Origin of the sequence: Methylocella silvestris (genome assembly GCF_002891535.1) — a bacterium.
GTDB lineage: Bacteria > Pseudomonadota > Alphaproteobacteria > Rhizobiales > Beijerinckiaceae > Methylocapsa > Methylocapsa silvestris_A.
The window spans coordinates 67,217-93,283 of the sequence record NZ_PDZR01000003.1 but is presented as its reverse complement, the minus strand read 5'-3'; the positions used below and the strand labels follow the sequence as shown (position 1 = coordinate 93,283).

Below are 26,067 nucleotides of genomic sequence, written 5' to 3'. Positions count from 1 at the left end.
ACAGAGCCCACGCCGGGGGCCGAACGGCAACCAAGCGCGGGGTTGCGCATTGGCCTGCGAGCTTGGAGCGCCGCCCACTTTCCGCCCCCTTCGCGCTCCCTTGCGCCTGATCCGTCCCGCCCTATAGTTGCGCGCCCCGCCAACGCCTGCGAGTTCGTAATGCCCTCCAAACAATCAGACATCAAAAAAGTCGTTCTCGCCTATTCGGGAGGTCTCGATACCTCGATCATTCTGAAATGGCTCGAGACGACCTATGGCTGCGAAGTCGTGACCTTCACCGCCGATCTCGGCCAGGGCGAGGAGATCGAGCCCGCGCGCCAGAAAGCCATTCTGCTCGGCGTCAAGCCGGAAAACATTTTCATCGAGGATCTGCGCGAGGAATTCGTGCGCGACTATGTGTTTCCGATGTTCCGCGCCAATGCCCAATATGAGGGGCTTTACCTGCTCGGGACCTCGATCGCGCGGCCGCTCATCGCCAAGAAGCAGATCGAGATCGCCAAGAAAACCGGCGCCGACGCCGTGGCGCATGGCGCGACCGGCAAGGGCAATGATCAGGTCCGGTTCGAACTCTCCTATTATGCGCTGGAGCCGGACATCAAGGTGATTGCGCCCTGGCGCGAATGGAATCTGACTTCGCGCACGGCGCTGATCGCCTTCGCCGAACAGCACCAGATTCCGATCGCCAAGGACAAGCGCGGCGACGCGCCCTTCTCCGTCGACGCCAATCTTCTGCACGCCTCCTCCGAAGGAAAAGTGCTGGAGGACCCGGCGCAGGAGGTTCCTGACTATGTCTATTCGCGCACGGTCAATCCGGAAGACGCGCCGGACAAGCCGACCTATGTCGAGATCGATTTCGAGCGCGGCGATCCCGTCGCCATCGACGGCGAGGCCCTGTCGCCGGCAAACTTGCTGACCCGGCTCAACGAGCTGGCGCGCGCAAATGGCGTCGGGCGGCTCGATCTCGTCGAGAACCGCTTCGTCGGCATGAAATCGCGCGGCATGTATGAGACGCCCGGCGGCACGATCCTTTATGTCGCCCATCGCGGCATCGAATCGATCACGCTCGACCGCGGCGCGGCGCATCTCAAGGATGAACTCGCGCCGAAATACTCCGAGCTGATCTACAATGGCTTCTGGTTCTCGCCAGAGCGCGAAATGTTGCAGGCGCTGATCGACAAAAGCCAGGAATTCGTCGCTGGCCGCGTCCGCGTAAAACTCTACAAGGGCTCGGCGGTGGTCGTCGGCCGCTCCAGCCCCTACTCTCTTTACGATCAAGACCTCGTGACCTTCGAGGAGGGGGCCGTCGCCTATGATCACCGCGACGCCGCCGGCTTTATCAAATTGAACGCCTTGAGACTGCGCACGCTGGGGAAACGGGCGCGAAAAATCGCCGCGTCGCAAAAGGCTTAGGCGCCGGCCGATCATCCGGCGTTCATGATCACGGGCCAATATAACAACGACAACATCAGGGAGTGGCATCATGCGTCGATTGATCGGTATGGCGGCAGGCCTCGCGTTTTCAGCCTGCGTCGCAGCCGAGGGCGCACAAGCGGCGCCCGCGTTCGGCGGGGACCTTGGCGCGCTGGCCGAGGGCGCGGCCGCGCTGCCTCTTGAAGAGGCGCAATATGCCTGGGGCGGCCGCAACTATTGCTGGTATCCCAATGGCTGGCAAGGCCCCGGCTGGTACTGGTGCGGCTATGCATTCAGGCCAGGCTATGGCTGGGGCGGCGGCTATGGCTGGCGCGGCTGGGGCGTCCCCGGCGGTTATCGTCCTGGCTGGAACGGCAATCGCCCCGGCTGGAACGGCGGCGGCGTCTGGCATGGCGGCGGTCGTCCCGGCTGGCAAGGGGGCGGTCGTCCCGGCTGGCACGGCGGCGGCGGCAACTGGCATGGCGGCGGCCGGCCAGGCGGCGGCGGCAACTGGCACGGCGGCGGCCGGCCCGGCGGCGGAGGGGGCCGGCCTGGCGGCGGAGGCCACGGTGGCGGCGGATATGGCGGAGGGGGCCACGGCGGCGGCCACAGATAGGCCGACGGCAGACCGGCGGCCCGCCCTCAATCGGCGAGGGCGTCGGTCGCGCCATCGATCAGATTGGCGCGCAGCAACGCCTCGGTTGTCGCGCGCCTGACCAGCGGTTGCAGGCGCTGCGCCGTCGTCAAAATCTGCGCCTGCAGCGCCGCCTGAGCCGCCAGCGCCTCGTCGAGGCTGACCGCTTTGAAGCGGCAGCGCTCGCCCGGGCGCAATTGGGCGAGACGGCCGATATCGGCTCCAATGACATGGCCAAGCTTGGGATAACCGCCGGTCGGCTGACGGTCGGCCATCAGGATCAGCGGCGCGCGATCGCCGGCGATCTGAATGGCGCCAAGGGCGACGCCGTCGGAGACGATATTATAGCCGCGCGCATGATCGATCGGCGGGCCGCTGAAGGCATAGGCCATGCGGTCGGCGCGCGGGGTCAGGGTGAAGACCTCCCCAAAGAAGGCGTCGAGCGCCTCGGCCGCAAAATAATCGTCCTGCGGGCCGGGCAGCACGCGGAATGGCGCCATGGACGCCGCGAGCCAGGGCGCGTCAAGCGCGGCCTCCGTCAATAAGGCGCCGGCGGCGCAGGGCAGCGCATCGCCCGCGCCCAGCATACGCCCCTCAAACCCACCGATCTGCGAGCGCAAATGAGTGGAGCGAGAGCCAAGCCGGAGCGGCGTCTCAAAGCCGCCGACGACGCCGAGATAGGCCCAGGCTCCGATTGCCCCGGCCCGCGCGGTCAGCGTCTCGCCCGGCGCGAGGCGAATGCGCGCCGCGACCGGCAGCGCCTCGCCATTGCGCCGCCAATCGAAGACCCCACCCGCGAAAGCGACGCAGAGGGGCTCATCCTCCGCATCGACGCTAAGACCACCTACCGAAATCTCGATTGCCGCCGCGTGCGGCTCGTTCTCAAGCGCCGCCGCGACCGTGGCGAAGGCGGCCGGGTCCATCGGCCCCGCCGGCGTGACGCCATAACGCATATAGCCGATGCGGCCCGCATCCTGGATCGTCGCCCCGGGACCAGCGCCAAGGATGCGCAGGGTTCTAGCCACCGTCCGCCTGCAACGCTGAGGCGTTTGCCGCGTCGGATTGGCTAAGTTCGACAAAGCGCGCGGCGTCAATCCGGTCGAAAACGATCTCGTCGCCGATCTCGGCGAGGACCATCGGCTGACGGTCGACGTCGAAAATATTGACCGGCGTCCGGCCGATCTGATGCCAGCCGGTCGGCATGGCGACGCTGGCGATCAAAGCCTGCCCCGCGGCGATCAGCAACGAGCCTGGCGGAACCGGCGGACGCGGCGCCGGGCGGCGCGAGATGTTGAGGGCGGGCGGCAGGCCGCCGAGGAACATGTAACCCGGCGCAAAGCCATACATATAGACGCGATAGACCGCCGCGTTTTGCCGCGCGATGATTTCTCCGGTTGAGAGCCCGAGGCTTTCGGCAACCTCATCAAGATCTTCGGCGAAGGGCGGATCATAGCACACCGGCACGCGCCAGCGGCGCGGCGCGCGGACGGCCGCCGGCTGCACGATCAAGACGGCGACGGCGCAGCGCAGCGCGCCGAGCGCGATCCGAGCCGGATCATAATGGATCATCAGCGAGCGATAGGTCGGAACCGTCTCGACGACGCCGTCAAGGCCGGCGCGCGCCAGCGCCGCGTCGAGCGCGACGACGCGGGCGTTGACGGCGGGATCGATCGTCTCGCCAAATTCAACGACCAGCGCGCGCTCGCCGGCGAGCAGGAAGCGTGGATAGGCCACGGCGTCCGTCATATGATAATCATCATTTTAGAGCTGAAGCCGCAAAGGGCGCGATGCGGATTCCTTTCGCCTCGAGGCGCATCCGCACCTGCTTTGCTGTCGCGACGGCGCCATTATGATCGCCGTGCACGCAAATGGAATCGATGGTCGCCGCGACCCGCTTGCCCGAATGCGCGATAAGCGCCCCCTCCTCGATCATGGCGAGAACGCGGGCGGCGATCGCGAGGGGGTCGGTCAGCACGGCGCCCGCCGACGCCCGCGGCGCGAGCAGGCCCTCATCGGTATAGGCGCGGTCAGCGTAAATCTCGCGCGCGACGTCAAGTCCGGCGGCGACGCCCTCAGTCTCAAGCGGCGTTCCGGCGATCGCCAGAAATGAAAGGTCGCGATCGACGGCCTTCGTTGCGCGGGCAAGGGCGCGCGCGACGTCGCGCTCGACCATGGCGAGATTGCTCAAAGCGCCATGGACCTTGACATAAGAGATGCGGCACCCGGCCAAGGCCGCGACTCCGAGCGCCGCGCCAAGCTGATAGGCGATCAGGCGTTCGATTTCCGCCAGGCTGAATTGTTGGGGACGCCGGCCAAAGCCCCAGAGATCGGGATAACCGGGATGAGCGCCGATGGCGACCCCTTTCGCTTTGGCGGCGGCGAAGACGGCAGCCATGATGTGCGGATCGCCCGCATGAAAACCGCAGGCGACGCTGGCGCTCGACACAATCTCCAGCATGGCGGCGTCATCCCCCATCGCATAGGGGCCAAAGCCCTCGCCGCAATCGCAGTTGAGGTCGACCGAATAACTGGAGTCTTCGTCTTGCGGTCCGCTCATCGCCTCTCATCCGGAAAGGCTGGAGCGATCGCTCCAGCTTCGGAGGCGGAGCATAGTCTTGTCGGCTGGATGGACCAAAATCGGGCGCCGGCTCGGCGCGTCTTTCCGCCATGAACCACAATCTGAAGCGGTGGCGGCCGATGTCGGCTAGGCCGCCTGCAAAGACCTATTTTGGCGGCGGGCGCTGCTTCATGCGTTCATCGATGAGCATATTGGCGATGGTCATACGCCGCGCCGCGCCCGTCCTTTGCGCCGGAGCAAAACGATCGGGATGGTTCTTTTTGGCGAAATCGCGACGGATGCGGCGCAGATCGACGATCGCAAGGTCCGCGCTAAGGCCGAGTTCTTCGGCGATTGCCTCGTCCTCACCCTTCGGCGGCGCGGCGACGCGGGGCGACGGCGCTGGCGCATGCTCAGCGGCATTCGCGAACTCCGGCGTTTTCGTCCGGCGCCATCCGAAAGAAATTTGTTCGAGCAGCCGCCGCAGCGCGTGAACCGGGTTGGCGGCCGACGCCATTCCCGTCACGCGGCCCCGCGCCGCCTCGGACGCCGCGGCGCGGGCGTCGCCATGCGGCGCGGCGGCGTCCGGCTCGTTGTTGTGCGCCGGATTGGCGGAACTGCCCCAATCCCACGAAAAAGGTCCGGTTTCGCGGCAATTTTCGGCGCGCGGCGGCTGACGCCGCGCGGCCGTCTCGTTCGCCGCCTGCGCGGTCTGCTGCGCCATATAGGCGGCCCTTGCCCGCGCCTGTGCGGATTTCACCCAGGACACATCGATCGTCGAGGCAACGCCAGCGCCGCGATCGCCCGGCTCCTTGAGAGAGTCGCGAGAAGGTCCGGCCGCGCGGCCAGGCGTTGCCTGGGTGGGCCCGCGATCATTGAGACCGGCCAGAATATCGACGAAGGCGGCGGATCCCGATTTTTTCGCCTGCACCATGGACGCGACCCACCCCACTTCGCCGGACCATTTGGCCGGCCCCTTGCCGGACGCATTGGAGCCTTGGTTGAGTGTGAGCCAGAGCGGTTGAATTTACGTTAAATCCGGGCTGCGAATCTCCCAGCGCGCGGATCGCGCTCCGGCGAGTCGCCGGCGAATAACAAAAGCGTCACTTGAAAGCAGTATGCCCACCAACTAAGCCGGCTATCGTGCAGCCATTGGAGACAAAAATGAAAATGCGCCTGCCTTTGTTAACTGCCGCCGCACTCGCCTGCGGCCTCGCTGTTTCCGCCACCGCCTTCGCGCAGGAGCCGCCGCGTGGCGGACCTCCGGCCCCGCCCGTCGCCGGCGCCGACAAGCCCGAAAAACATGGACCGCCGCATCCGCGGTTTTCCGCCGCCGACCGCGAAGCCTTCTTCGAGGCGCGGCTCGCCGGCCTGCATGCCGGCCTCAAATTGACGCCGGATCAGGAGAAGCTCTGGCCGCCGGTTGAGGCCGCTCTCAAATCGGGGGCTAAGGCCGCTTCCGATCGCTTCGAAAAAGCCCATAGCGAACCGCCGCCGACAAACGCCATCGCCTGGCTGCAAAAGATGAGCGAAGAGGACCTCGCCAAAGGCGCGTCCTTGAAGGCGCTCGCCGACGCGGCTGCGCCGCTCTATCAATCCCTGAGCGATGACCAGAAGCGTCGCCTGCCGTTCCTGCTGCATGGCGTCAGGCCGCATGGCTTTGGCCCGTGGGGCGGCCATGGCGGTCCGATGATGCATGACGAGCACGCTGGCGGTCCGATGATGGGCCCCGACCATGGCGATCACGACCATGGCGATCATGATGGGGATGATAACGGCGACGAATAAAATCGGCGCCTGCCGTGGCGATCGCCATGGCAGGCCGCCTCAGGCGTCGTTCAGGCGGGAAGCTTGAGCGCCGAAGCAATTTCGGAAATCGTCGCCTTTTCCGCCTCGGTCACCCTGACGCCGCCGAATCCGAGAAAGCCGCCTTCGGTGGAGGCGTCGGCGGTCTTCTCGGCGATATGTTTCAGCCAGGCCTTGAAACCCGGCGCATCCTGCGGCGTCTTCGCATCAACCAGGGCGCCGATCTCGGCGAGGGTCGATAGCGCTTTTTCCTTGAGCGCGGCCGGGTCCGTCCCTGTAAACGCGGCCTCGAGCGCCGCGCGTGAGGCGGTCCGGCCTTCCGAGGTTTCCATCTCGGCGACGATCGCCTTGGCCAGCGCCGCCGCTCCCGGATCGCTTCTCGCCTCAAGGAGCGCGCTTCCGCTGGCGAGCCCCTCCTTCATCATGCCGAACAGGCCACTCGGCTCCGCCAACGTGACCGCCATGCCGGCGAGCACAGGCGCGATGATGATCTTGCTCCATTCGTCGGCCGTAAAATCCGCCTTCCCAGCCATCACGCTCTCCTGTTGACCAACGCGGCGCGCCGCTGCCGACATCATTCATCGAAAAGTTTGGAATCGATCACGCTGATGATCTAGCGCTCGGCGCGCAGCGGCACCAGCATGCGCAGCCGGAATCCTTCCGGCTCATAGGCGACATTGACCTCCGCGCCGATTTGCTGCGAGAGCACGCGCTTTAGCAGCATCGAGCCGAATCCCTCCCGGCCGGGGGGCGCGACCCGCGGCCCGTCGGTTTCGCTCCACTCCCATCGCAGCGCGGCTCCGGACGGGCCGTCGTCCAGGCTCCACTCGACAGCGACGTGGCCCGCCTCGAAAGCGAGCGACCCGAATTTGGCGGCGTTGGTTGTCAGCTCATGAACCGCCATGCCGAGCGGCACCGCGATCTGCGACGGCAGTTCGACGGGCGGACCGCTCAAATGGACGCGATTGAGGCCATTGCCGGCGTAGATGCCAAGCTCCTGATTGAGCAAATGCTCAAAGGACACGCATTGATCGAACTCATCGGTCATGACCGCATGCGTCTTGGCGAGCGAGCCGATGCGCCCGGCGAAGGCTTCCTGAAATTCCTCGATGCTCGCCGTGCTCTTGGCCGTGGTGTTCATCACGCCCTGCACCGTGGCGAGCGTGTTGCGGACGCGGTGATGCAATTCCCGAATGAGCAACGCCTGGCGCTGTTCGGCCCGGACGATGTTGGTGACGTCAGACCCTTCGATAAAGATGCCGCTCACCGCTCCATCCTCGCCAAGGATGGGCTGACACGTCAGGTCGATGAAATATTCCCTGATCTGCCCGTCGCCGCCCTGCAACAGGACGCGCATCTTGCGGCCGGCGAAAGCTTCCCCCGAATTAAAGACCTTGTCGAGGACATCCATGAAGCCCTGGCTCGCCAGTTCGGGCATGGCGTCGCGCATGCGCTGGCCGACGACGTCGCGTCCGCCGATAAATTCGGCGTAGGCTTTGTTGATCATCTCATAGACGTAGTCGCGCCCGCGCAGGACGCACATGAAATTGCTCGCCTGCATGAACAGCCGATGCAAATAATGGGCGGTGGTGAGCAGCGTCTGGTTCAGCACCTGAACCATCTCGAGAGGCTGCGCGGAGGGCGCGCCGGTCCCGCCTGACCCCGCCTGCGCCCCGGCGGACAGCGCCAGCGCCGAAATATCCTGCGTGTTCTGAACGATATAGGCGACCTTGCCGTCGGGGCCGCGGATCGGCACATGCGTGCAGCTCCAGCGCCGCGCCTCGACGCCGCTGGCCCCGGCAATTGGATAGTCGAGGCTCGGCAGCACGTCCGCGACGCCCTCGTCGCGCACGCGCTCGAAAGATTTCTGCAATTTGGCGCGATTTTGTCCCTCGCCCGGAAACGCCGCGAAGACGTTCGCGCCGATGAGACTGGCGATGTCGCGCCCCGTGACGTCGAGATAGGCGGTATTGGCCGCAACGATATTCAAATCGGCGTCCATGACCATGGTGGGGGTAGGAAGGCTATTGAAGACAGCCTCGAAGTCCATGCTATCGACCAACTTCATTCAAAGGTTTCGAGAATGGACCTTGGCTGACAGGAAGCCTCGGCGAAAAAGAAAAGCCGCGCCTCTGATGCTGCACGCCGTCGACTACGATACTGCGAGGCTTACGACAAGAACGGGACCTGGACCTCTCAGAGTTTTTATGGACGCCGCCGCCTCATGTCGCGAGGTCGGCCGGCATCGACTTCCCTACAAGGGCCGACGACAACGGGCAGAACCCTGTTTGGTTGCATATATTTGCGCTGTGGATCTCCTTTACCCGGCGCCCATTTTCGCCAAAGGTGGCGCCGCGCCGCCTTGGCGCCTATGCTGGCGCCATCATTCTCCTTTCAAGAACCCCCATGCCGACGCAACTCTCCCAAGCGCCCGTCCAGTCCGGCGACCACGTCTTTCTCGTCGACGGGTCGTCTTTCGTGTTTCGCGCCTATTTCCAGTCGATCCGTCAGGACGCCAAATATAATTACCGCTCCGACGGCCTGCCGACCGGGGCGGTGCGGCTGTTCTGCACCAAAATCTTCCAGTTCGTGCGCGAGGGCGCGGCCGGCGTAAAGCCGACTCATCTCGCCATTATTTTCGACAAATCCGAGAATTCGTTCCGGAAGGAAATCTACCCTCCTTACAAGGGCAACCGCTCCGAGCCGCCTGAGGATCTCATTCCACAATTCCCGCTGATGCGCGCCGCTGTGCGCGCCTTTGGCCTCCTTCCCGTCGAGCAGGACCGCTATGAGGCCGACGATCTCATCGCCACCTATGCGCGGCAGGCGCGCGAGCGCGGCGCCGACGTCACGATCATCTCCGCCGACAAGGATCTGATGCAGCTGATCGGGGCCGGCGTCTCGATGTATGATCCAGCTTCCGGCGAGGCCGGCGCGAAAGGATCGCGCGAGGAGCGCCGCATTGGCGTCGACGAGGTAATGGCTTATTTCGGCGTGCCGCCCGAAAGAGTCGTCGACGTGCAGGCGCTGGCCGGCGATTCGACCGATAATGTTCCCGGCGCGCGCGGGATCGGCCTCAAAACCGCCGCGCAGCTTATCGGCGAATATGGCGATCTCGACACGCTGCTGGCGCGCGCCAGCGAGATCAAGCAGCCAAAGCGCCGCGAAATCCTGACTGACGCCGACAGCGTGGCGCTGATCCGCACCTCGCGAAAGCTCGTGGAGCTCGTCTGCGACGTCGAGGTCGAAACGCCGCTCGACGATCTGCGCCTCGCCGCGCCGGAGGGCAAGACGCTCGTCGCCTTCTGCAAGGCGCTTGAATTTACGACCCTCACCAAACGCGCAGCCGAAGCTTGCGCCGTCGAGGCGGCGCTGATCGAGCCGGACCCCGGTTTCGCCGGCGCAGCCGGCTGGCGCGGCCGCAACGGCGCGCCCCTGCCCGCCTCCACCGAGGCCGATACGCCATCGGCCGAAAACCTGCCGCAAGGTCCAAAGCGCAATGCGCGCTATGGCGCGGAGGCGCCGCAACCGGCCATCGCGACGGGGCCCGGCGAACTCGCCGCTGCGCGGGCGGCGCAAGCGCGTGCGGAAAAATTCGATCTCGGGGCTTATGAGACGATTTTGAGCTTCGAGCGGCTCGATGCCTATATCGCGGAAGCGATCGAATCCGGCGTCATCGCGATCGACACGGAAACGTCCTCGCTCGATCCGATGCAGGCCGAACTCGTCGGCCTGTCGCTTTGCCTCGCCCCCGGCCGCGCCGCCTATGTTCCGCTGCGCCACCGGGGCGAGGGCGCGGGCGATCTCTTCGGCGGCGCCGATCTCGTTCCCGGCCAGCTTGACTCCGATGAGACGCTGGCGCGGCTGAAGCCGATGCTGGAGGCGCCGGACGTTCTCAAAATCCTGCAAAACGCCAAATTCGACCGGCTGGTGTTGGCGCAGCGCGGCATAAGGCTTACCCCCGTCGACGACACGCTGCTGCTGTCCTATGTGCTCGACGCCGGCCGCACCGACCACGGCATGGACGTTCTGTCCGAAAAATATTTCGGCCATAAACCGATCCAGTTCGGCGCGGTTGCGGGTTCCGGCCGGACCTTCATCGGCTTCGCCCGCGTCGCGCTCGACAAGGCGAGCGAATATTCCGCCGAGGACGCCGACGTCACCTTGCGGCTCTGGCGGGTTTTGAAGCCGCGCCTTGCGGCCGAGCGCATGAGCTCCGTCTATGAGACGCTGGAGCGGCCGATGGTCGAAGTTCTGGCGCGCATGGAGCGGCGCGGCGTCTCGATCGACCGGGCGATCCTCTCAAGGCTTTCGGGGGAATTCGCGCAGGACATGGCGCGTCTGGAGGCGCTGATTTTCGAGCTCGCGGGCGAGAGCTTCAATCTCGGCTCGCCAAAGCAGCTCGGCGATATTCTGTTCGGCAAAATGGGCCTTTCCGGCGCGCGCAAAACCGCGACGGGGGCCTGGTCGACGGCGGCTGGCGTCCTCGATGATCTCGCCGAACAGGGCGTCCCCCTCGCCGCGCGCATTCTCGACTGGCGCCAGCTGTCGAAACTGAAATCGACCTACACCGACGCGCTGCCCACCTATGTCAATCCGCAGACGAGCCGCGTGCATACCTCCTATGCGCTGGCTGCGACGACAACAGGACGGTTGTCGTCATCAGAGCCCAATCTTCAGAACATTCCCGTTCGCAACGAAGCGGGGCGAAAGATCCGCAAGGCGTTCATCGCGCCGCCGGGACGAAAATTGATATCGGCCGACTACAGCCAGATCGAATTGCGCCTGCTCGCCCATATCGCCGACATTCCGCAACTGAAAGCCGCCTTTGCGCAGAACCTCGACATTCACGCCATGACGGCGTCCGAGATGTTCGGCGTGCCGGTCGAGGGCATGCCCGCCGAGGTGCGCCGCCGCGCGAAGGCGATCAATTTCGGCATCATCTACGGTATTTCGGCCTTCGGTCTCGCCAACCAGCTGGCGATTCCGCGCGAGGAGGCGGGCGCCTACATCAAGCGCTATTTCGAGCGCTTTCCGGGCATCCGCACCTACATGGACGCCACCAAAACCTTTGCCCGCGAGAATGGCTATGTGACAACCATTTTTGGCCGCAAATGCCACTATCCGCGCATCACGGCGTCAAACCCCTCCGAGCGCGCCTTCAACGAGCGCGCCGCCATCAATGCGCCGATCCAGGGCTCGGCGGCGGACATCATCAGGCGCGCCATGGTCCGCATGGACGAGGCTTTGGAGCGCGCCGGACTATCGGCGCAGATGCTGTTGCAGGTGCATGACGAATTGGTGTTCGAGGCGCCCGACGACGAGATCGACGCGACGATCGATGTGGTGCGCAAGGTCATGGTCGAAGCGCCGCATCCGATCCTGCAACTCGCCGTGCCGCTCCAGGTCGACGCCAAGGCGGCGCAGAACTGGGACGAGGCGCATTGAGCGCTTTCCGATCGCATGGAAACAGGTGATCGATAAGAAATCGCTCCACATCCAATAAGTTGGAACATCTGACGCGCGAGCCATCGAAGCAAAGCAGCGTCGAAGCCTCGGCGACGCAGGATGGTCGCGGCCAGGGCAAATTCATCAAAAAAGGTTTGCCGTGTTGAGTCAGAACATCGCTGATTCGGGAATTGGCCGCGTCAGTCAAACCGTCGGAGAATTGGTACTAGCTGAGCTATAAAGCGAGCCGCGGCTTCATTTTGCACTGCACAGTAATCCCTTGAACGGCGGCAAGAACTGCTAAAACAACGGCTAAATTCATAGAATTTTTGGCAGCTTTGATTTGAATCAAGGCCGTTGCTTTGAATGAACTGTGGGATGCCCCTCATTTCCATGACCGGGGCGTGATTTCAACCGCTGCGGCGCCAGACTCATAAACAAGAACAAGTCGTGGGGTCCCGATGCCGCTTTACACCTTCGAGGTTTTTGACGGAGAGGGAGCGATCAGCCGCTGCGTCCGGAACCTGCCCAATCGCAAAGCGGCCCTTCGTTACGCCGAACTTTTGAAGGTGGAATTGGCGCATCGCCCCGGCGTGGAGATCACGGTGCTAAACGCTGAGGGGGCAGTCGTGGCGCAGATCGAACGCGCCTCGCCGCGCGCGCCGCGCGACGCTCCCCGCCCGGATGGCTGACGCGATGGCGCTCTTCACCTTTGAAATCTTATACGAAGACGGGTCAGACGCGGTGACTGTGCAAGAATTGCCGAGCCAGAAAGCGGCTTGGTGCTACGTCGAATTTTTGGCCACTCACCTCAGAACCCGGAGCGGCGCGCGCATCCGGGTCAAAAACGCCGCGGGAGACTTGATCATTCAGGCGGGCGCCGCCACTGCGCTCGCCTCGATCGAGTGGTGCCGTGACCCAACCTGCCCGCTAAAACGCCCCGATAAAGGCCGGTGAGAAGCGGGGCTTCCCTTTATCCCTCGCTGCCGGACCAGCGCTGCGAACCGAAGGCTTTGGCGATCGCCGCCGCCCGCGCGGCCCGTACGAGGTCCGGCGCGCCAAGCTCCGGTCCGATCCCGGCGCAGGCGTCGAGCGCGGCGATCAACAGTTCGGCCTTCGGATAGGCCTGCCCTGAACGCTCGCCATAAGCGCAATAGTCGCAGGCGCAAACGCTCATCAGCAGCGCAAAATTTTCCGGCGCGTCGAAGGCGCCGAGCCGCTCCAGCATCAGGGCGACAGGCCCGGCCCGCACTTCGGACGCGCGATGCACGCGCTCGCATTCGTCGAGCGCCAGCAGGGCGAGCGCGCGGCAATCCTCCGAAACCTGAAAGCGCGCAGAAATCGCCTTGATGCGCGGACCGCCGCGCTCGATATGGCGGTAGTGGGACGGCAGGTGCTCCCGCGGCGAATCCGACTTCCCGACATTCATGACGAGCAGGGAGAAACGCGCGGCGAGCGGCGCGCCGCGCCTGCCCGCCTCGTCGAGCGCCTTCATGAGATGAGCGCCAAGATCGACCTGCGGCGGATCGTCGGCGATTTGCGGCACGCCGAACAGCGCGTCCACTTCCGGCAGCGCGACGGCGAGCGCCCCGCAGGCGCGCAGGGCGTCGATCATGCGAGAGGGCGCGCCGGTCATCAGGCCGCGCGCCAGCTCCGGCCACATCTTGGATGGCTTGAGCCCGATCAACATGCCCGCCTCGACGCCGGCGCGCATGTCGTCGCACGCCTCGCCATCGAGTTCGCCGCCGTTTTCGCCAAGCAGGGCGGCATAACGCATGAGGCCGAGGCCCGGATGCGTTTGCGTCAGTTCAGCCGGCAGCGCGCCGAAATCCTGGCTCATGACGCTTGCTTATCCATAAAAGCCCTTGCCGCTCGCCGCCCGCGCGGAAAATTTCTCGCTCGGCCGGTAGATTTCGCCGAGCTTCTGCCATTTGGCGGCGGTCTCGACGATCTTCTTCAGCCCCCGCCAATCGGCATAGCGCAGCGCGCCGCCAAGATAGCGCGGCAGACCGAGCCCGAGGATGAGGCACATGTCGGTCTCGCCGGGGCTCGCCGCGACGCCATCCTCGAAGCAGCGCGCCGCTTCGAGGATGAGTGGAATCATCATGCGATCGAGGATGTCCGCGTCGGGCAGCGCGCTTTCGCCCTGCGGCTGGACGGAGGCGAGCAGCGCTGCGACCGCAGGATCGGCGTCCTTGCGCGGGCGGCCCCTGGCGTCTTTCGCATAAAGATAAAAGCCGCGCCCGTTCTTCTGGCCGAGCCGCCCGTCGGCCTTCAGAACGTCGATCGCGGAAGGGTGCGCGGCGACCATGCGCTCGGGGAAGCCGGCCGAAACGATCTCGACCACGTGATGCGAAATGTCGAGGCCGATGACGTCGATGAGATAGGCCGGCCCCATCGGCCAGCCGAAGGCCTCCATCACCCTGTCGATCTGGCGGAAGTCGACGCCGTCGCGCACCAGCTGCAGAAAGGCGATGAGATAGGGCGTCAGCACGCGGTTGACGACGAAGCCGGGGCAATCGCCGACGACGACCGGCGTCTTGCCCATTGCGGTTGCATAGCCGACGATGGTCGCGACCGCTGCTTCCGAGGTTTTCGGCCCGCGCACCACCTCGACCAGCGCCATTTTCGGCACGGGATTGAAGAAATGCATGCCGATGAAATTCTGCGGCCGGCCGAGACCCTCGGCCAGATCGGCGATCTGCAGCGATGAGGTGTTCGAGGCGAGGATCGTCTTTGCGTCGGTGGCCGCCTCGACCTGTCTGAAGACGGACGTTTTGATGGCGATATCTTCAACGATCGCTTCAACGACGACATCGACGTCGGAAAAATTGTCGAAACTTTCGGTCGGCTTGATCGAGCGCGCCACCGCGTCGGCGCGATCCTGCGGCAGCCTGCCCTGCTCCACCAGCTTGTCGAGCAGCTGTTCGGCATGCGCCATGCCGGATTCGAGCGCAGCCTGCGACACGTCCTTCAGCAAGACGGGCACGCCGCGCAGGGCGCTCTGATAGGCGACGCCCGCGCCCATGACGCCAGCGCCGAGGACCGCCGCCTTGCGCACCGGCGCGGCGGTCTTGGCGTATCCCTTGCTGATTTTCTTCAGCGCCTGCTCGTTGACGAAATTGCCGACAAGCGAGGCGGCGGCCTGCGTCCGCGCTGTCCGCGCAAAACCTTTCGCCTCAAGCGCCAGCGCCTCGTCGAAGGGGATCCCGGCCGCGGCTTCGAGCAGCGCTACGGCATCATGCGCGGCCGGATAATGCGGCAGCGCGCGCGCCGCCTCGACTTTCAGGCCGGTGATAAAATCCCGGACGGTTTCCTCTTCGAGGCCGAGGCTTTGTTCGGCCTCGCGACGGCGCTTGGGCCATTCGCCCGGATTGGCGGCAGCCTGCTTCAACAGCGCCAACGCCGTCGCGAACAAGGACTCCGGCGCGGCAACGGCGTCGACGGCTCCCAGATCGAGCGCCGCGGCCGCGGGGCGCGGCGTTCCGGAGATGATCCATTTGCCGCCTTCGACGAGGCCGATCAGGCGCGGCAGCCGCACCGTGCCGCCATAGCCCGGGAAGATACCGAGCGTGACCTCGGGAAAGCCGATTTTTGCCGTGTCGGCAATGACTCGATAATCGGCCGCCAACGCCACCTCAAAGCCGCCGCCGAGCGCAAGTCCGTTGATGGCGGCGACCGTCGGCGCGGGCAGATTGCTCAGCGCCGTGATGATTTTCGCATTGGCCGCGACAAATTCGGCGATTTCCGCTTCGCTTCGCTCGAAAACCTCGACGAACTCGAAAATATCCGCGCCAGCGATAAAGGTGTCCTTGGCGCTGGTGACAAGCGCCCCCGCGAGCCCCGGCGTCTTGGCGAGCGCTTCAACAGCCTGAGCCAGTTCGCTGAAGGCGAGGCGGTCGAGCTTGTTGACGGCCTCACCCTTGCGATCAAAGCGCAGCTCGAAAAGTCCCCCGCCCAGCTCTTCGACCCGGATCGTCTCGCCGTCAAAAATCATGTCGCACCCGCAATGTGTGTGGCCTCAATCGTCCATACGTCCAATACCATAACGACTTCGTCTTAGCAGCGGCGGGACGAAAAATCCTGACGCCCGCCATGCGTGTCAAATGCGGCCTGCATTAAGGAGCGCGTGTAGGGGTCGCGCGGGCTGCCCAGAATCTGCGCGGCCGGCCCCTGCTCGACGATGCAGCCGTTTTTCATCACGGCGATATCGTCGGCCATCGCCTCGATCGTCTTCAGATCATGGCTGATCAGCACATAGGCGAGGCCATGCGCCTCCTGCAGATCGCGCAGCAGCCGCAAAATATCCATTTGCGTCGCGCGGTCGAGCGCCGAAGTCGGCTCATCGAGCACGACGAGGCGCGGCCGCAGGATCATCGCCCGCGCGATGGCGATGCGCTGGCGCTGCCCGCCCGAAAATTCGCGCGGCCGACGATCACGCCGGGCGGGGTCGATCGAGACTTCTTCGAGCGCCTGCGCAGCCCTCCCGTCGCGCGCGCGGCGCGACAGCGCGGGCTCGTGAATCAGAAGGCCCTCCGACACGATGTCGCCGATGCGCATGCGCGGCGAAAGCGCGCCATAGGGGTCCTGGAACACCATCTGCATGGCGCGGCGCAGCGGACGCATGCCGGTTTCATCGAGGCCGCCAATGTCCCGCCCCTCGAAACAGATCGCGCCGCTGGCCGGGACGAGCCTTAAAATCGCCCGGCCGAGCGTGGATTTGCCGGCGCCCGATTCGCCGACGACGCCAAGCGTGCGTCCACGCTTGAGACTGAGGGTGACGGCGTCCAGCACCTTGACCTCACTGCGCCCGGCAAACCAGCCGCCGCGGCGCCTGTAGGCGACGCTGAGGTTCTCGGCCCTGAGAATTTCCGGCGCCGGATCGGGGCGGCGCGCGCGCGGCGACGGCGCGGCGACGATCAGCCCCTGCGTTGCGCTGTGCTGCGGGTTGCAGAAAACAGCTTCCGTCGCGCCGGCCTCAACGATGCGGCCGGCGTCCATCACATACACCCGGCTTGCAAGACGGCGCACGAGTTGCAGATCATGGCTGATGAAGATCATGGCGAGCCCGAGCCGCGCGCGGAGCTCGCCCAGAAGATCGAGAATGCGGGCGGCGACGGTCACATCGAGCGCCGTCGTCGGCTCGTCGGCGATGAGCGCGTCCGGCTCGCAGGCGATCGCCATCGCGATCGAAACGCGCTGGCGCTGACCACCGGACAGTTGATGCGGAAAAGCGCTGAGCCGTTCCTTCGGCGCGTCGATGCCCACAAGGTCAAGGAGCTCGGCGGCCCGCGTCAACGCCTGACCGCGCGAAAATCCGGCCTGCAGCCGAAGCACGGCGGCGATCTGCGAGCCGACGGTAAACAAGGGATCGAGCGCCGACATCGGCTCTTGAAAAATCATGGCGACGCGCCGGCCGCGAATGGCGTTGAGCCGGCGCTCCGGCAGACTCAGAAGATCTTCGCCTTCAAAGGCGACGCGGCCCGACGTCCGCACTTGCGGCGGCAGCAGGCGCAGGGCGGCGAGCGCTGTCTGGCTTTTGCCAGACCCGGAGGCGCCGACGAGCGCCGCCGTCTCGCCGCGCGCCAAAGTGAAGCTGACCTCGTCGACGATGCGCCGGCCGCCATAGGAGACGCAGAGATTCGCGAATTCGAGCAGCGGCGGTTCGCTCATCGCGGCTCGCTCTCGAGGCCAACGTGGGCGTCGGCAAAGATCGCCTGGAGATATTGGCCAAAACTCTGCAGGGCGCCGAGTGTGGCGCCAAGAAACAGCGCCGGAAAGAAGAGCAGGTGAAGCGCGCCCTGAATGTTGCGGGCGCCGTCCGCGATCAACACGCCCCAGCTCGCCAGAGGCTCCTGCACGCCGAGACCGAGGAAGGAAATGAAGCTTTCAAGCAGAATGACGCGCGGCAGGAGCAGCGTCAGATAGGCGATGATCGGGCCGCTCGCATTGGGCAGAATATGGCGCCGGATGATCGCCGCGGGGCTCGCCCCGAGCGCGCGCGCGGCGGCGACATAATCCTTCTCCTTGAGGGCGAGCGTCTGCCCACGCGCAATGCGCGCCATGTCGAGCCATTCGACCGCGCCGATGGCGATGAAGATCAGGACGAAATGCCTGCCAAACACCATCACGAGCACAATGACAAAAAAGATGAAGGGCAGCGCGTAGATGATCTCGACGATGCGCATCATCAAAGCGTCGACGGCGCCGCCGGCATAGCCGGCGATCGCGCCATAGAGAACGCCGATGACGAGCGCCACCAGCGAGGCGAGCAGACCAACGGCGAGAGAGACGCGCCCGGCGATCAGCGTCCGGGTCAGGAGGTCGCGGCCATTGGCGTCGGCGCCAAAAGGAAACACGGTTCGCAGCAAGGGAATGTTGAGGCCGACATTTTGGCCGCCGTCGCCGCTTGAGTTGATGCGGGGCGGTCCGATCCTGTCCGAGCGCGGCAGGGCGGCGAGAGCCGCCGCGTCGATGGTCCGGTCGCTCGAGAATTTTGCGGCGACGCTGTCGCCCGTTGAATCCATCGACACGATTTTGGCGCCGAGCCGCGCGGCGAGCTCCTCGACCGCGTCGCGCGCCTCGCTCGCGTTCGGACTCGGCTCCAGCGAGGGAGGCGCCAGCACATAATCTGGATAAACACGGTCGAACGGATGCGATGTGAATAAAGGGCCGAAGATACAGGCGAGCGCGATCAAAACGAGCAGCATGGCGCTGGCGGGAATACGCCGCCAAAGCGCCGCGCGGGCCGGGGAAAGCAGAATAAATCTGCTCATCGTGACGCCGATTCCGCGATGCGCGGATCAAGCCAGGCATAGGCGAGGTCGACGAGAAGATTGAAGGCGATGACGAGCGCGGCGACGACGACTACCGTTCCCATCACCAGCGTATAGTCGCGGCCGATCGCGCCATCGACGAAATAGCGCCCCATGCCCGGAATGCCGAAGATGGTTTCGACGATCACAGAACCCGTCAGCAAATTGGCGGCGGCAAGGCCGAGATAGGACAGGGTCGGCAGAATCGCGGCGCGCAGCGCGTGGGCGTAGATGTGGCGGGGCGGCAATCCGAAGGCGCGCAGCGTACGGATATGCGGCTCGGCGAGAACGTCGCGCAAGGAGGTTTGCATCAGCCGCGCGACAATCGCGATCTGCGGCAAGGCAAGCGTCGCGACGGGGAGGATCTGATTGCGCCAGGCGCCGTCCTCCCAGCCGCCGACGGGCAGGATGCGCCATGTCAGGCCGAACAGAAGCTGCATCAGCGGCGCGATGACGAAGGCCGGCAAGATGACGCCGATCAGCGCCGCGGCGTCCACGGCGAAAGCGCCCAGCTTTTGGCGCAACCCCGCGCCGGTGGAGGCGCCAATCGCCCCGAGCGCGCCGCCGACCAGCAGCGCGACGCTCAACGCTTCGGCGCCAAGCCGCATCGAGATCGGCAGCGCATGGGCGAACAGCTCGTTCACCGAAAAATCGCGCCAGTGCAGGCTCGGCCCGAAATCGCCCTGCGCGAGACTTTGCAGATAGAACAGAAACTGGCGCCAGAGCGGCAGGTCGAGGCGGTAGATGCGGCGCAGATTCTCGGCGATTTTCGGATCGAGCGGACGCTCGGAATCGAACGGGCCGCCCGGCGCAAGCCGCATCAGAAAGAACGACAGCGCAATCACGACAAAAAGCGTCGCGGCGGCGGCGAGGATACGGGCAAGCGCGCGCTGCGGCATGGGTCAGCGGCGAAAGTACGAGGCAGGCGATGGGATCTGGAGCATGCCGCCCATTTCCGGGTCACGCCTCAACCGGGCGCTCGAAGACGATCTGCGTCGCGTCCGGGTTGATCGCAAAGCGTTTATCCCTGACCGAGCCGTCGGGATTGGCAAGAAGGGGAACCGGAGTGACGGGCGGCGGGGGGATCATGCGGTGGCTTCCGATAAGGCGCAGCGCACATGATGCTCTGCAATCGGGCGGCCGTGAAGATCAAAGCGGCTTGTCGGGCGCTCCCGCTTCAGTTGCAGGACATTATTGATTAACGCTTTGAAAAAAAGACGCGAATCTTCTCTTCGGCCGCGCCAAAGGCGCCCGACACTTTCCCGGATGCGAAAAATCCTCTATTGCCCTGCGTTCCCATGCGCCTCGGGCGCGCCCTGACGGCTCAGAACGCTAAATCCATGTCCAACGCTTCTTCAACCCGCATCGACCGCCGCTTCAAGGATCTCGCTGTCGAGGGCCGGGCGGCGCTCGTCGCTTTCGTCATGGCCGGCGATCCCGATCTCGCGGCGAGCCTCGACATTCTGAAGGCGCTGCCAAAAGCCGGCGCCGATGTGATCGAGGTCGGGATGCCGTTCACTGACCCGATGGCTGACGGACCGGCGATTCAGGCCGCGGGCCTACGCGCTCTTGCGGCGGGAACCACTCTGGCAAAGACCCTGAAGCTCGTCGCCGACTTTCGCCGCGAGGATCAGACGACGCCAATCGTGCTGATGGGCTATTACAATCCAATCTATGTTTATGGCGTTCCGGCCTTTCTCGACGCCGCAAAAGAGTCCGGCGTCGATGGGCTGATCGTGGTCGATCTGCCGCCGGAGGAAGATTCCGAGCTTTGCCTCCCGGCGCTCGCGGCAGGGCTCAATTTCATTCGCCTCGCGACGCCGACGACCGACGACGCCCGCCTGCCGGCCGTGCTCACGAACACTTCCGGCTTTGTCTATTATGTCTCGATCACCGGCACGACCGGCGCGGCGACGCCGGATTTCTCAGCGACGGCGAGAGCCGTCGAGCGAATCAAGCGCCATACCGGCCTGCCGGTCGCGGTCGGATTCGGCGTCAAGACCGCCGCCGACGCGGCGGCGATCGCAGCCCATGCCGACGGGGTCGTGGTGGGGTCGGCAATCGTCGACGTGCTGCGCGGCTCGCTCGACGCCGAGGGCCGTGCGACGCGAGACACCACGCCGGCGGTGGCGCGGCTTGTCGCAGATCTGGCGGAAGGTGTCCGAACCGCCGCGCGGGCGCCGGCTTGAGCGGCCCTGATCGGGACATTATATTTCTGTCGCAAACGGGGCCTTATGCCCCTAAAATAGCTCCAGGGTCCGATAAGCTCCGTTCCACAGGCGCGCCAGTCGGGGTCGCAGGCAGTGTGTGACGGCGCCGGGCGCCGTATCAGGATGGTCAATGAACTGGATCTCCAACGTCATGCCGCCCAAGGTGAGGTCGTTCCTTCGCCGCGAGACGCCGGAAAATCTCTGGGTCAAATGCCCGGAGAGCGGCGAACTCGTGTTCCACAAGGACCTCGAAGCCAATCTCTTCGTGGTGCCTGGTTCCGGCTATCATATGCGGCTCAGCCCCAAGGCGCGGCTCGCCAATCTGTTCGATGAAGGGATCTACGAGGATCTGCCGACGCCGGACGCGCCCGTCGATCCGCTGAAGTTCCGCGACGTCAAGCGCTACACCGACCGGCTCAAGGAATATCGCGCCAAGACCGAGGCGCAGGACTGCGTCAAGCTTGCCGCCGGCCGGCTTGAGGGCATGGAGATTGTCGCCGCGATCCAGGATTTCGATTTTCTCGCCGGATCGCTCGGCATGGCCGCCGGAGAGGCGATCATTACTGGGATGACCACGGCGTTGAACCGCCGCGCGCCCTTCATCATCTTCACCGCCTCGGGCGGCGCCCGCATGCAGGAGGGCATTTTCTCGCTGATGCAGATGCCGCGCACGACTATCGCCGTGCAGCGCCTGCGTGAGGCGAACCTGCCCTATATCGTCGTTTTGACCAATCCGACGACCGGCGGCGTCACCGCCTCCTACGCCATGCTGGGCGACATCCACATCGCCGAACCCGGCGCCGTCATCGGCTTCGCCGGCCCGCGCGTGATCGAACAGACGATCCGCGAGCGGCTGCCGGAAGGATTTCAGCGCGCCGAATATCTCGAATCGCACGGAATGATCGACATGGTGGTGCAGCGTCAGGACATGCGCGCGACGCTCGCCCGCCTCTGCTCGATCCTGACCCGCACGCCGCGCGCCGCTGGGGCCGCCTGAACCCGTCCGGAACGCGCGCCGCCATGACACCCCTCGACGCCCTGCTAGCGCGGCTTTACCTGCTGCACAAGAAAGACATCGAGCTGACGCTCGGGCGAATGGAGCGCCTGCTCGTCGCGCTGGGTTCGCCGCAAAAGAAACTGCCGCCGGTCATCCACGTCGCCGGCACCAATGGCAAGGGGTCGACGATCGCCTTCATGCGGGCGATCCTCGAGGCCGCGGGCCGCCGCGTCCATGTCTATACCTCGCCGCATCTCGTCCGATTTCATGAACGGATCCGTCTCGGCGCCGCTGGCGGGGGAAAGCTGGTCGGCGACGCCCAGTTGTATGACGCCCTCAGCCATTGCGAGGAGGTCAACGCCGGCGCCCCGATCACTTTCTTCGAATTCACGACCGCCGCCGCCTTCAAGATCTTCAGCGAAGCTCCGGCCGACTATCTCCTGCTTGAAGTCGGCCTCGGCGGGCGCGGCGACGCCACCAATGTGATCGCCGATCCGCTGGCGACGGTGGTGACGTCGATTTCAATCGATCATCCTGAATTTCTCGGCTCCACAATCGAGAAGATCGCCTATGAGAAGGCCGGCATTTTCAAGCCGGGCGTTCCGGCGGTGCTCGGCGCGCAGGATGAACGAGCGCTTGCCGTGCTGCGCATGGAGGCGGCTCGAAAAGGCGCGCCGGTGACAGCGGCCTCGCGCGATTACGAGGGCCAGGAGGAGCATGGCCGCTTCATCTTCGAAGATGGACGCGGACTGCTCGATCTGCCGCTGCCCCGGCTGCTCGGCCGGCACCAGCATCAGAATGCGGCAACCGCCATCGCCGTCACGCGGCTGATCGAACCGGAGCTTGACGTGAAGGTCTATGAGCGCGGCCTGATCGAGGTCGATTGGCCGGCGCGCCTGCAAAATCTGGTCAAGGGGCGGATCGCGGCGCTTGGCCCGAAGGGCGCCGAAATCTGGATTGACGGCGGGCACAATGAAGACGGCGGACGCGCCATCGCCGAAGCCATGGCCGATTTCGCCGACAAGAGCGAACGCCCGCTCGTCATCATTTGCGGCACGCTGACGACCAAGGACACCGGCGCGTTTCTGCGCTCCTTCAAGGGGCTCGCCCAACAGGTCATCGCCGTTCCCGTCGAGGCCGAGCATTATGGCAAGCCCGCGCGTGACGTCGCCGCCGCCGCAAGCGAAGTTGGCCTGCCAGCCGTCGCCGCCGAAAGCATCGAAGCCGCGCTGCGCTTCCTTGCCGTCCAGAACTGGCGGCAGCCGCCGCGCGTCCTGATCGCCGGCAGCCTTTATCTCGCCGGCGAAGCGCTGCTCTTGAACGGAACGCCGCCCGCTTGAGCGCGTTTTCCTGGCATGCGAAACGTTAATACACAACGCTTCGCAAAGGCGGCAGGAGAGCTGACATGGGCCAGAAGCATTCCAGCCGCCGCGCGCTCTCCCTAGCCTTCATTCTTATTATCGGCCGCCCCCTGCCCGCCCCCGCGGCGCCGGCGACGATCGACCTTCCCGGGGCCGACGCTTATCCCGAGAGCATCACCTCGAAATCCGATGGAACGCTCTTCGTGGGCAGCGTCGCCAGGGGCGGCGTCATGCGAATCCCCCAGGAGGCAGGCCAGGCCGAGCCCTTTATCGAGCCCGGAGCCTTTGGCAGCCGATCCATCTTCGGCGTGCTCGCCGACGACGCATCGAACACCCTGTGGGTTTGCTCCAATGACGCCTCGATGCTGAATACGCCCGGTCCGAGCAAGGTCGAGGGCAGCTTCCTGAAAGGCTTCGACCTCACAACCGGGGCGCCAAAGAGCAGCGCTCGGCTGCCCGGCGAGCACACGCTTTGCAACGACATCGCGATCGGACCTGGCGGCGCGATCTATGTGACCAACACTTTCGCCCCCGAAATCCTGAAACTCGACCGCGCCCGGAATCGGCTCGACGTGTGGTTGCGCGACCCCGTCTTCGAGCCGCCCAAGAATGGCGGCGGCCTCGATGGGATCGCCTTCGACGGCGACGGCAATCTTTACGTCAACACATTTACGCCGGGCGAGTTGTTCCGCATCGACGTCAAAGGCGGCGCGCCGGTCAAGATCACGCGGCTCACGACATCGCGGCCGCTGACGACGCCTGACGCGTTGCGGCGGCTCGATCAAAGCCACTTTCTGATGATCGAGGGCGACGGCAAGCTCGATCGCGTGACGGTGTCCGGCGACAGCGCCACGATCGAAACAATCGCCGTGGGGTTCGGCGCTCCGACCAGCGTGACGCAGGTCGGCGATACGGCTTTCGTGACGGACGGCCAGCTTCCCGGGCTGTTTTCGGGCAGCGGAGAGAGTCCGAAATTGCCTTTCCGGATTTACGCCGCGCCGCTCTCGCCGCCGCGCGCCGACTGACGGTCCAAACCCGCCCAAAAACAAAGAGGATGATGCTGATGAACCGCCGCGCCGCGACCCTCAGCCGTCTTTATGCAGCGCCCTTGGCGGTCGTGATGATCGCAGCCTGTACGCCGCGGGCCGAGGCACAGGACACAGGCGAAAGCGGTCGCAAACAGGCGTGCGATACGGCCGGCCTCTCGCTGCCGCGCGGCTTCTGCGCGACGATCTTCGCCGACAATATCGGACATGCCCGGCAGCTCGCCGTCGCGCCAGACGGCACGGTCTATGTGAACACATGGAGCGGCGTCTACTACAAGAACGACAAGCCGCCGGAAGGCGGCTTTCTCGTCGCGATCAAGGATAAGGACGGCGACGGACGCGCCGACGAGATCGTCCGCTTCGGCGAGACGGTCGCCTCTGGCGGGCATGGCGGGACGGGTCTTGCTCTCTACAAGGGCGCGATTTACGCGGAAATCAACGACCGCATCGTCCGCTACGCCCTCAACGGCGGCGCGCCGGAGCAAGAGCCGGAAACCATCGTCTCGGGCCTGCCGGTGACGGGCGATCATCCGATGCACCCCTTCGCGATCGGCCCCGCCGGCGATCTTTATGTCGATCTCGGCTCGGCCGACAACGCCTGCGAGGAAAAGAACCGCATGCCGCTATCGCCCGGACGAAGCCCCTGCGTCGAGCTGGAGACGCGAGGCGGCGTCTGGCGCTACGACGCCAACAAACGCAATCAGCTTTTTTCGCCGGCCGAGCGCTTTGCCTCCGGGCTGCGCAACGCCGAAGGGCTTTCGGTCGACCCCTCGGGCCGGATCTTCGCGACCCAACATGGCCGCGACCAGTTCGCCGAGAATTGGCCGCGCCTCTACACGCCGGAACAGGGCCAAAATCTTCCCGCCGAAATCCTGGTCGAGCTGAAACATGGCGCCGACTACGGCTGGCCCGAGTGCTATTTCGACGACAAGCAGGAAAAGCTCGTGCTCGCGCCGGAATATGGCGGAGACGGCGGCCAGAAAATCGGCGTTTGCGCGGAAAAGACGCCGCCCGTCGCCTTTTTCCCCGCCCATTGGGCGCCAAATGACATGAAAATCTATCATGGCGCGCAGTTTCCCGCCGCCTATCGCGGCGGCGCCTTTATCGCGTTCCACGGTTCCTGGAACCGTGCGCCTGGACCGCAAGGCGGCTACAATGTCGTGTTTCAGCCGCTCTCCGACGGCAAGGCCTCGGAGCCTTACGTAATATTCGCCGATGGATTCGCCGGAGCGCATAAAGAGCCTGGCCGCGCCGAGCATCGGCCCTCAGGCCTCGCCGTCGGTCCCGACGGCGCGCTCTATGTCTCGGACGATCAGGGCGGGCGCATCTGGCGCGTAACCTTCGAAGGCGGCCCGGACATTACCGCGATCGAGGCCGCGCCCGAGCCGGCTGCTGCCGCCGCGACGGCGGCCGCGGCCGAGCCGCCCGAAGGCGTGCATCCCGACGCAAGCGCCGAAGCGGCGCTGCCGATTCCCCCCGGCGCAAGCCCGGAGGACGTCGCGCTCGGGCGGCGCATCTTCGCCGGCGAAGTCGCCGGCGCGACCTGCGGCGGCTGCCACGGCACCGACGGCAAGGGCACGCCGGTCGGCGCCGATCTGACGAGCGGAACCTGGCTCTGGGGCGACGGGAGCCTTGAGTCGCTCATTACAACGATCACGAATGGCGTGCCGGAGCCGAAGCAACATGGCGGCGCCATGCCGCCGATGGGCGGCGTAAGCCTGTCAGAGCCGCAGATTCGGGCGGTCGCGGCCTATGTCTGGGCGCTCGGCCACGCCAATTGAGA

23 protein-coding genes are annotated in these 26,067 nt (G+C 65.3%); 11 read left to right on the top strand and 12 right to left on the bottom strand.

Annotated elements, in window-relative coordinates:
- Nucleotides 1-159 precede the first annotated feature (159 nt).
- Nucleotides 160-1,410, top strand: coding sequence for an argininosuccinate synthase (locus CR492_RS05075; RefSeq protein WP_102842659.1), 1,251 nt, complete (start codon nucleotides 160-162; stop codon nucleotides 1,408-1,410).
- A 70-nt stretch (nucleotides 1,411-1,480) separates the two neighbouring features.
- Complete coding sequence (locus CR492_RS20710) at nucleotides 1,481-2,026, top strand: hypothetical protein (RefSeq protein ID WP_102842658.1); 546 nt, start codon at nucleotides 1,481-1,483, stop codon at nucleotides 2,024-2,026.
- A gap of 26 nt (nucleotides 2,027-2,052) precedes the next feature.
- Here CR492_RS20710 and CR492_RS05065 read toward each other — a convergent pair whose 3' ends face one another.
- The 4 genes from CR492_RS05065 to CR492_RS20705 all read right to left on the bottom strand — a co-directional run bounded on the left by CR492_RS05065 (nucleotide 2,053) and on the right by CR492_RS20705 (nucleotide 5,535).
- Entirely contained in the window at nucleotides 2,053-3,069 is a 1,017-nt protein-coding gene (locus CR492_RS05065; protein ID WP_102842657.1) for a biotin-dependent carboxyltransferase family protein, read from the bottom strand.
- Nucleotides 3,062-3,790, bottom strand: a complete 729-nt coding sequence (locus tag CR492_RS05060) for a 5-oxoprolinase subunit B family protein (RefSeq protein ID WP_102842656.1) — start codon at nucleotides 3,788-3,790, stop codon at nucleotides 3,062-3,064. The genes CR492_RS05065 and CR492_RS05060 overlap by 8 nt, the downstream gene beginning before the upstream one ends.
- Nucleotides 3,791-3,800: 10 nt before the next feature.
- Nucleotides 3,801-4,601: a LamB/YcsF family protein gene (locus tag CR492_RS05055; protein ID WP_102842655.1), complete on the bottom strand. Its 801-nt coding sequence runs from the start codon at nucleotides 4,599-4,601 to the stop codon at nucleotides 3,801-3,803.
- Nucleotides 4,602-4,767: 166 nt separating this feature from the next.
- A complete protein-coding gene (locus CR492_RS20705; RefSeq protein WP_180982429.1) occupies nucleotides 4,768-5,535 on the bottom strand; it encodes a hypothetical protein in 768 nt (255 codons plus the stop codon).
- Between the two features lie 230 nt (nucleotides 5,536-5,765).
- Between CR492_RS20705 and CR492_RS05045 the strand changes: the two genes are divergently transcribed.
- Complete coding sequence (locus CR492_RS05045) at nucleotides 5,766-6,389, top strand: Spy/CpxP family protein refolding chaperone (protein ID WP_102842654.1); 624 nt, start codon at nucleotides 5,766-5,768, stop codon at nucleotides 6,387-6,389.
- 50 nt (nucleotides 6,390-6,439) lie between these two features.
- On the opposite strand, the gene CR492_RS05040 is transcribed toward CR492_RS05045, so the two are convergent.
- Both CR492_RS05040 and CR492_RS05035 read right to left on the bottom strand, forming a co-directional pair.
- On the bottom strand, nucleotides 6,440-6,940 hold the full coding sequence (locus CR492_RS05040; RefSeq protein WP_102842653.1) for a hypothetical protein: 501 nt from the start codon (nucleotides 6,938-6,940) through the stop codon (nucleotides 6,440-6,442).
- Between the two features lie 80 nt (nucleotides 6,941-7,020).
- Entirely contained in the window at nucleotides 7,021-8,475 is a 1,455-nt protein-coding gene (locus tag CR492_RS05035) for a sensor histidine kinase (protein WP_102842652.1), read from the bottom strand.
- A gap of 338 nt (nucleotides 8,476-8,813) precedes the next feature.
- Between CR492_RS05035 and polA the strand changes: the two genes are divergently transcribed.
- From polA to CR492_RS05020, 3 genes are all read left to right on the top strand, one after another.
- The gene (polA, locus tag CR492_RS05030; protein ID WP_102842752.1) at nucleotides 8,814-11,855 is read left to right on the top strand and encodes a DNA polymerase I; all 3,042 of its coding nucleotides are present in this window, start codon (nucleotides 8,814-8,816) and stop codon (nucleotides 11,853-11,855) included.
- Between the two features lie 461 nt (nucleotides 11,856-12,316).
- Nucleotides 12,317-12,547, top strand: a complete 231-nt coding sequence (locus CR492_RS05025) for a hypothetical protein (RefSeq protein ID WP_102842651.1) — start codon at nucleotides 12,317-12,319, stop codon at nucleotides 12,545-12,547.
- A 4-nt stretch (nucleotides 12,548-12,551) separates the two neighbouring features.
- Nucleotides 12,552-12,812, top strand: coding sequence for a hypothetical protein (locus tag CR492_RS05020; protein ID WP_146030173.1), 261 nt, complete (start codon nucleotides 12,552-12,554; stop codon nucleotides 12,810-12,812).
- Between the two features lie 16 nt (nucleotides 12,813-12,828).
- On the opposite strand, the gene CR492_RS05015 is transcribed toward CR492_RS05020, so the two are convergent.
- From CR492_RS05015 to CR492_RS21345, 6 genes are all read right to left on the bottom strand, one after another.
- Nucleotides 12,829-13,695, bottom strand: a complete 867-nt coding sequence (locus CR492_RS05015) for a tRNA nucleotidyltransferase (RefSeq protein WP_102842649.1) — start codon at nucleotides 13,693-13,695, stop codon at nucleotides 12,829-12,831.
- Nucleotides 13,696-13,704: 9 nt separating this feature from the next.
- Nucleotides 13,705-15,852, bottom strand: a complete 2,148-nt coding sequence (gene fadB, locus CR492_RS05010; RefSeq protein ID WP_102842648.1) for a fatty acid oxidation complex subunit alpha FadB — start codon at nucleotides 15,850-15,852, stop codon at nucleotides 13,705-13,707.
- 62 nt (nucleotides 15,853-15,914) lie between these two features.
- Nucleotides 15,915-17,528, bottom strand: a complete 1,614-nt coding sequence (locus tag CR492_RS05005; RefSeq protein ID WP_102842647.1) for an ABC transporter ATP-binding protein — start codon at nucleotides 17,526-17,528, stop codon at nucleotides 15,915-15,917.
- Nucleotides 17,525-18,631 carry an ABC transporter permease gene (locus tag CR492_RS05000; protein ID WP_102842646.1) on the bottom strand — a complete coding sequence of 369 codons (1,107 nt, stop codon included), beginning with the start codon at nucleotides 18,629-18,631 and terminating at the stop codon, nucleotides 17,525-17,527. Before CR492_RS05000 ends, CR492_RS05005 begins: the two co-directional genes overlap by 4 nt.
- Nucleotides 18,628-19,569 carry an ABC transporter permease subunit gene (locus CR492_RS04995; RefSeq protein ID WP_102842645.1) on the bottom strand — a complete coding sequence of 314 codons (942 nt, stop codon included), beginning with the start codon at nucleotides 19,567-19,569 and terminating at the stop codon, nucleotides 18,628-18,630. Before CR492_RS04995 ends, CR492_RS05000 begins: the two co-directional genes overlap by 4 nt.
- A gap of 61 nt (nucleotides 19,570-19,630) precedes the next feature.
- Nucleotides 19,631-19,759, bottom strand: a complete 129-nt coding sequence (locus tag CR492_RS21345) for a hypothetical protein (RefSeq protein ID WP_280951519.1) — start codon at nucleotides 19,757-19,759, stop codon at nucleotides 19,631-19,633.
- 251 nt (nucleotides 19,760-20,010) lie between these two features.
- Here CR492_RS21345 and trpA point away from each other — a divergent pair, with 251 nt between their 5' ends.
- The 5 genes from trpA (at nucleotide 20,011) to CR492_RS04970 (ending at nucleotide 26,065) form a co-directional block, all read left to right on the top strand.
- Nucleotides 20,011-20,859 (top strand): tryptophan synthase subunit alpha, encoded by an 849-nt coding sequence (trpA, locus tag CR492_RS04990; protein WP_102842751.1) that lies wholly within the window; start codon nucleotides 20,011-20,013, stop codon nucleotides 20,857-20,859.
- 151 nt (nucleotides 20,860-21,010) lie between these two features.
- Nucleotides 21,011-21,877, top strand: a complete 867-nt coding sequence (accD, locus tag CR492_RS04985; protein WP_102842644.1) for an acetyl-CoA carboxylase, carboxyltransferase subunit beta — start codon at nucleotides 21,011-21,013, stop codon at nucleotides 21,875-21,877.
- Nucleotides 21,878-21,900: 23 nt separating this feature from the next.
- Nucleotides 21,901-23,217 carry a bifunctional folylpolyglutamate synthase/dihydrofolate synthase gene (locus tag CR492_RS04980; RefSeq protein WP_102842643.1) on the top strand — a complete coding sequence of 439 codons (1,317 nt, stop codon included), beginning with the start codon at nucleotides 21,901-21,903 and terminating at the stop codon, nucleotides 23,215-23,217.
- Nucleotides 23,218-23,282: 65 nt separating this feature from the next.
- The gene (locus CR492_RS04975; protein ID WP_102842642.1) at nucleotides 23,283-24,263 is read left to right on the top strand and encodes a hypothetical protein; all 981 of its coding nucleotides are present in this window, start codon (nucleotides 23,283-23,285) and stop codon (nucleotides 24,261-24,263) included.
- A gap of 38 nt (nucleotides 24,264-24,301) precedes the next feature.
- The gene (locus CR492_RS04970; RefSeq protein ID WP_102842750.1) at nucleotides 24,302-26,065 is read left to right on the top strand and encodes a PQQ-dependent sugar dehydrogenase; all 1,764 of its coding nucleotides are present in this window, start codon (nucleotides 24,302-24,304) and stop codon (nucleotides 26,063-26,065) included.
- The last annotated feature ends 2 nt before the right edge of the window (nucleotides 26,066-26,067 follow it).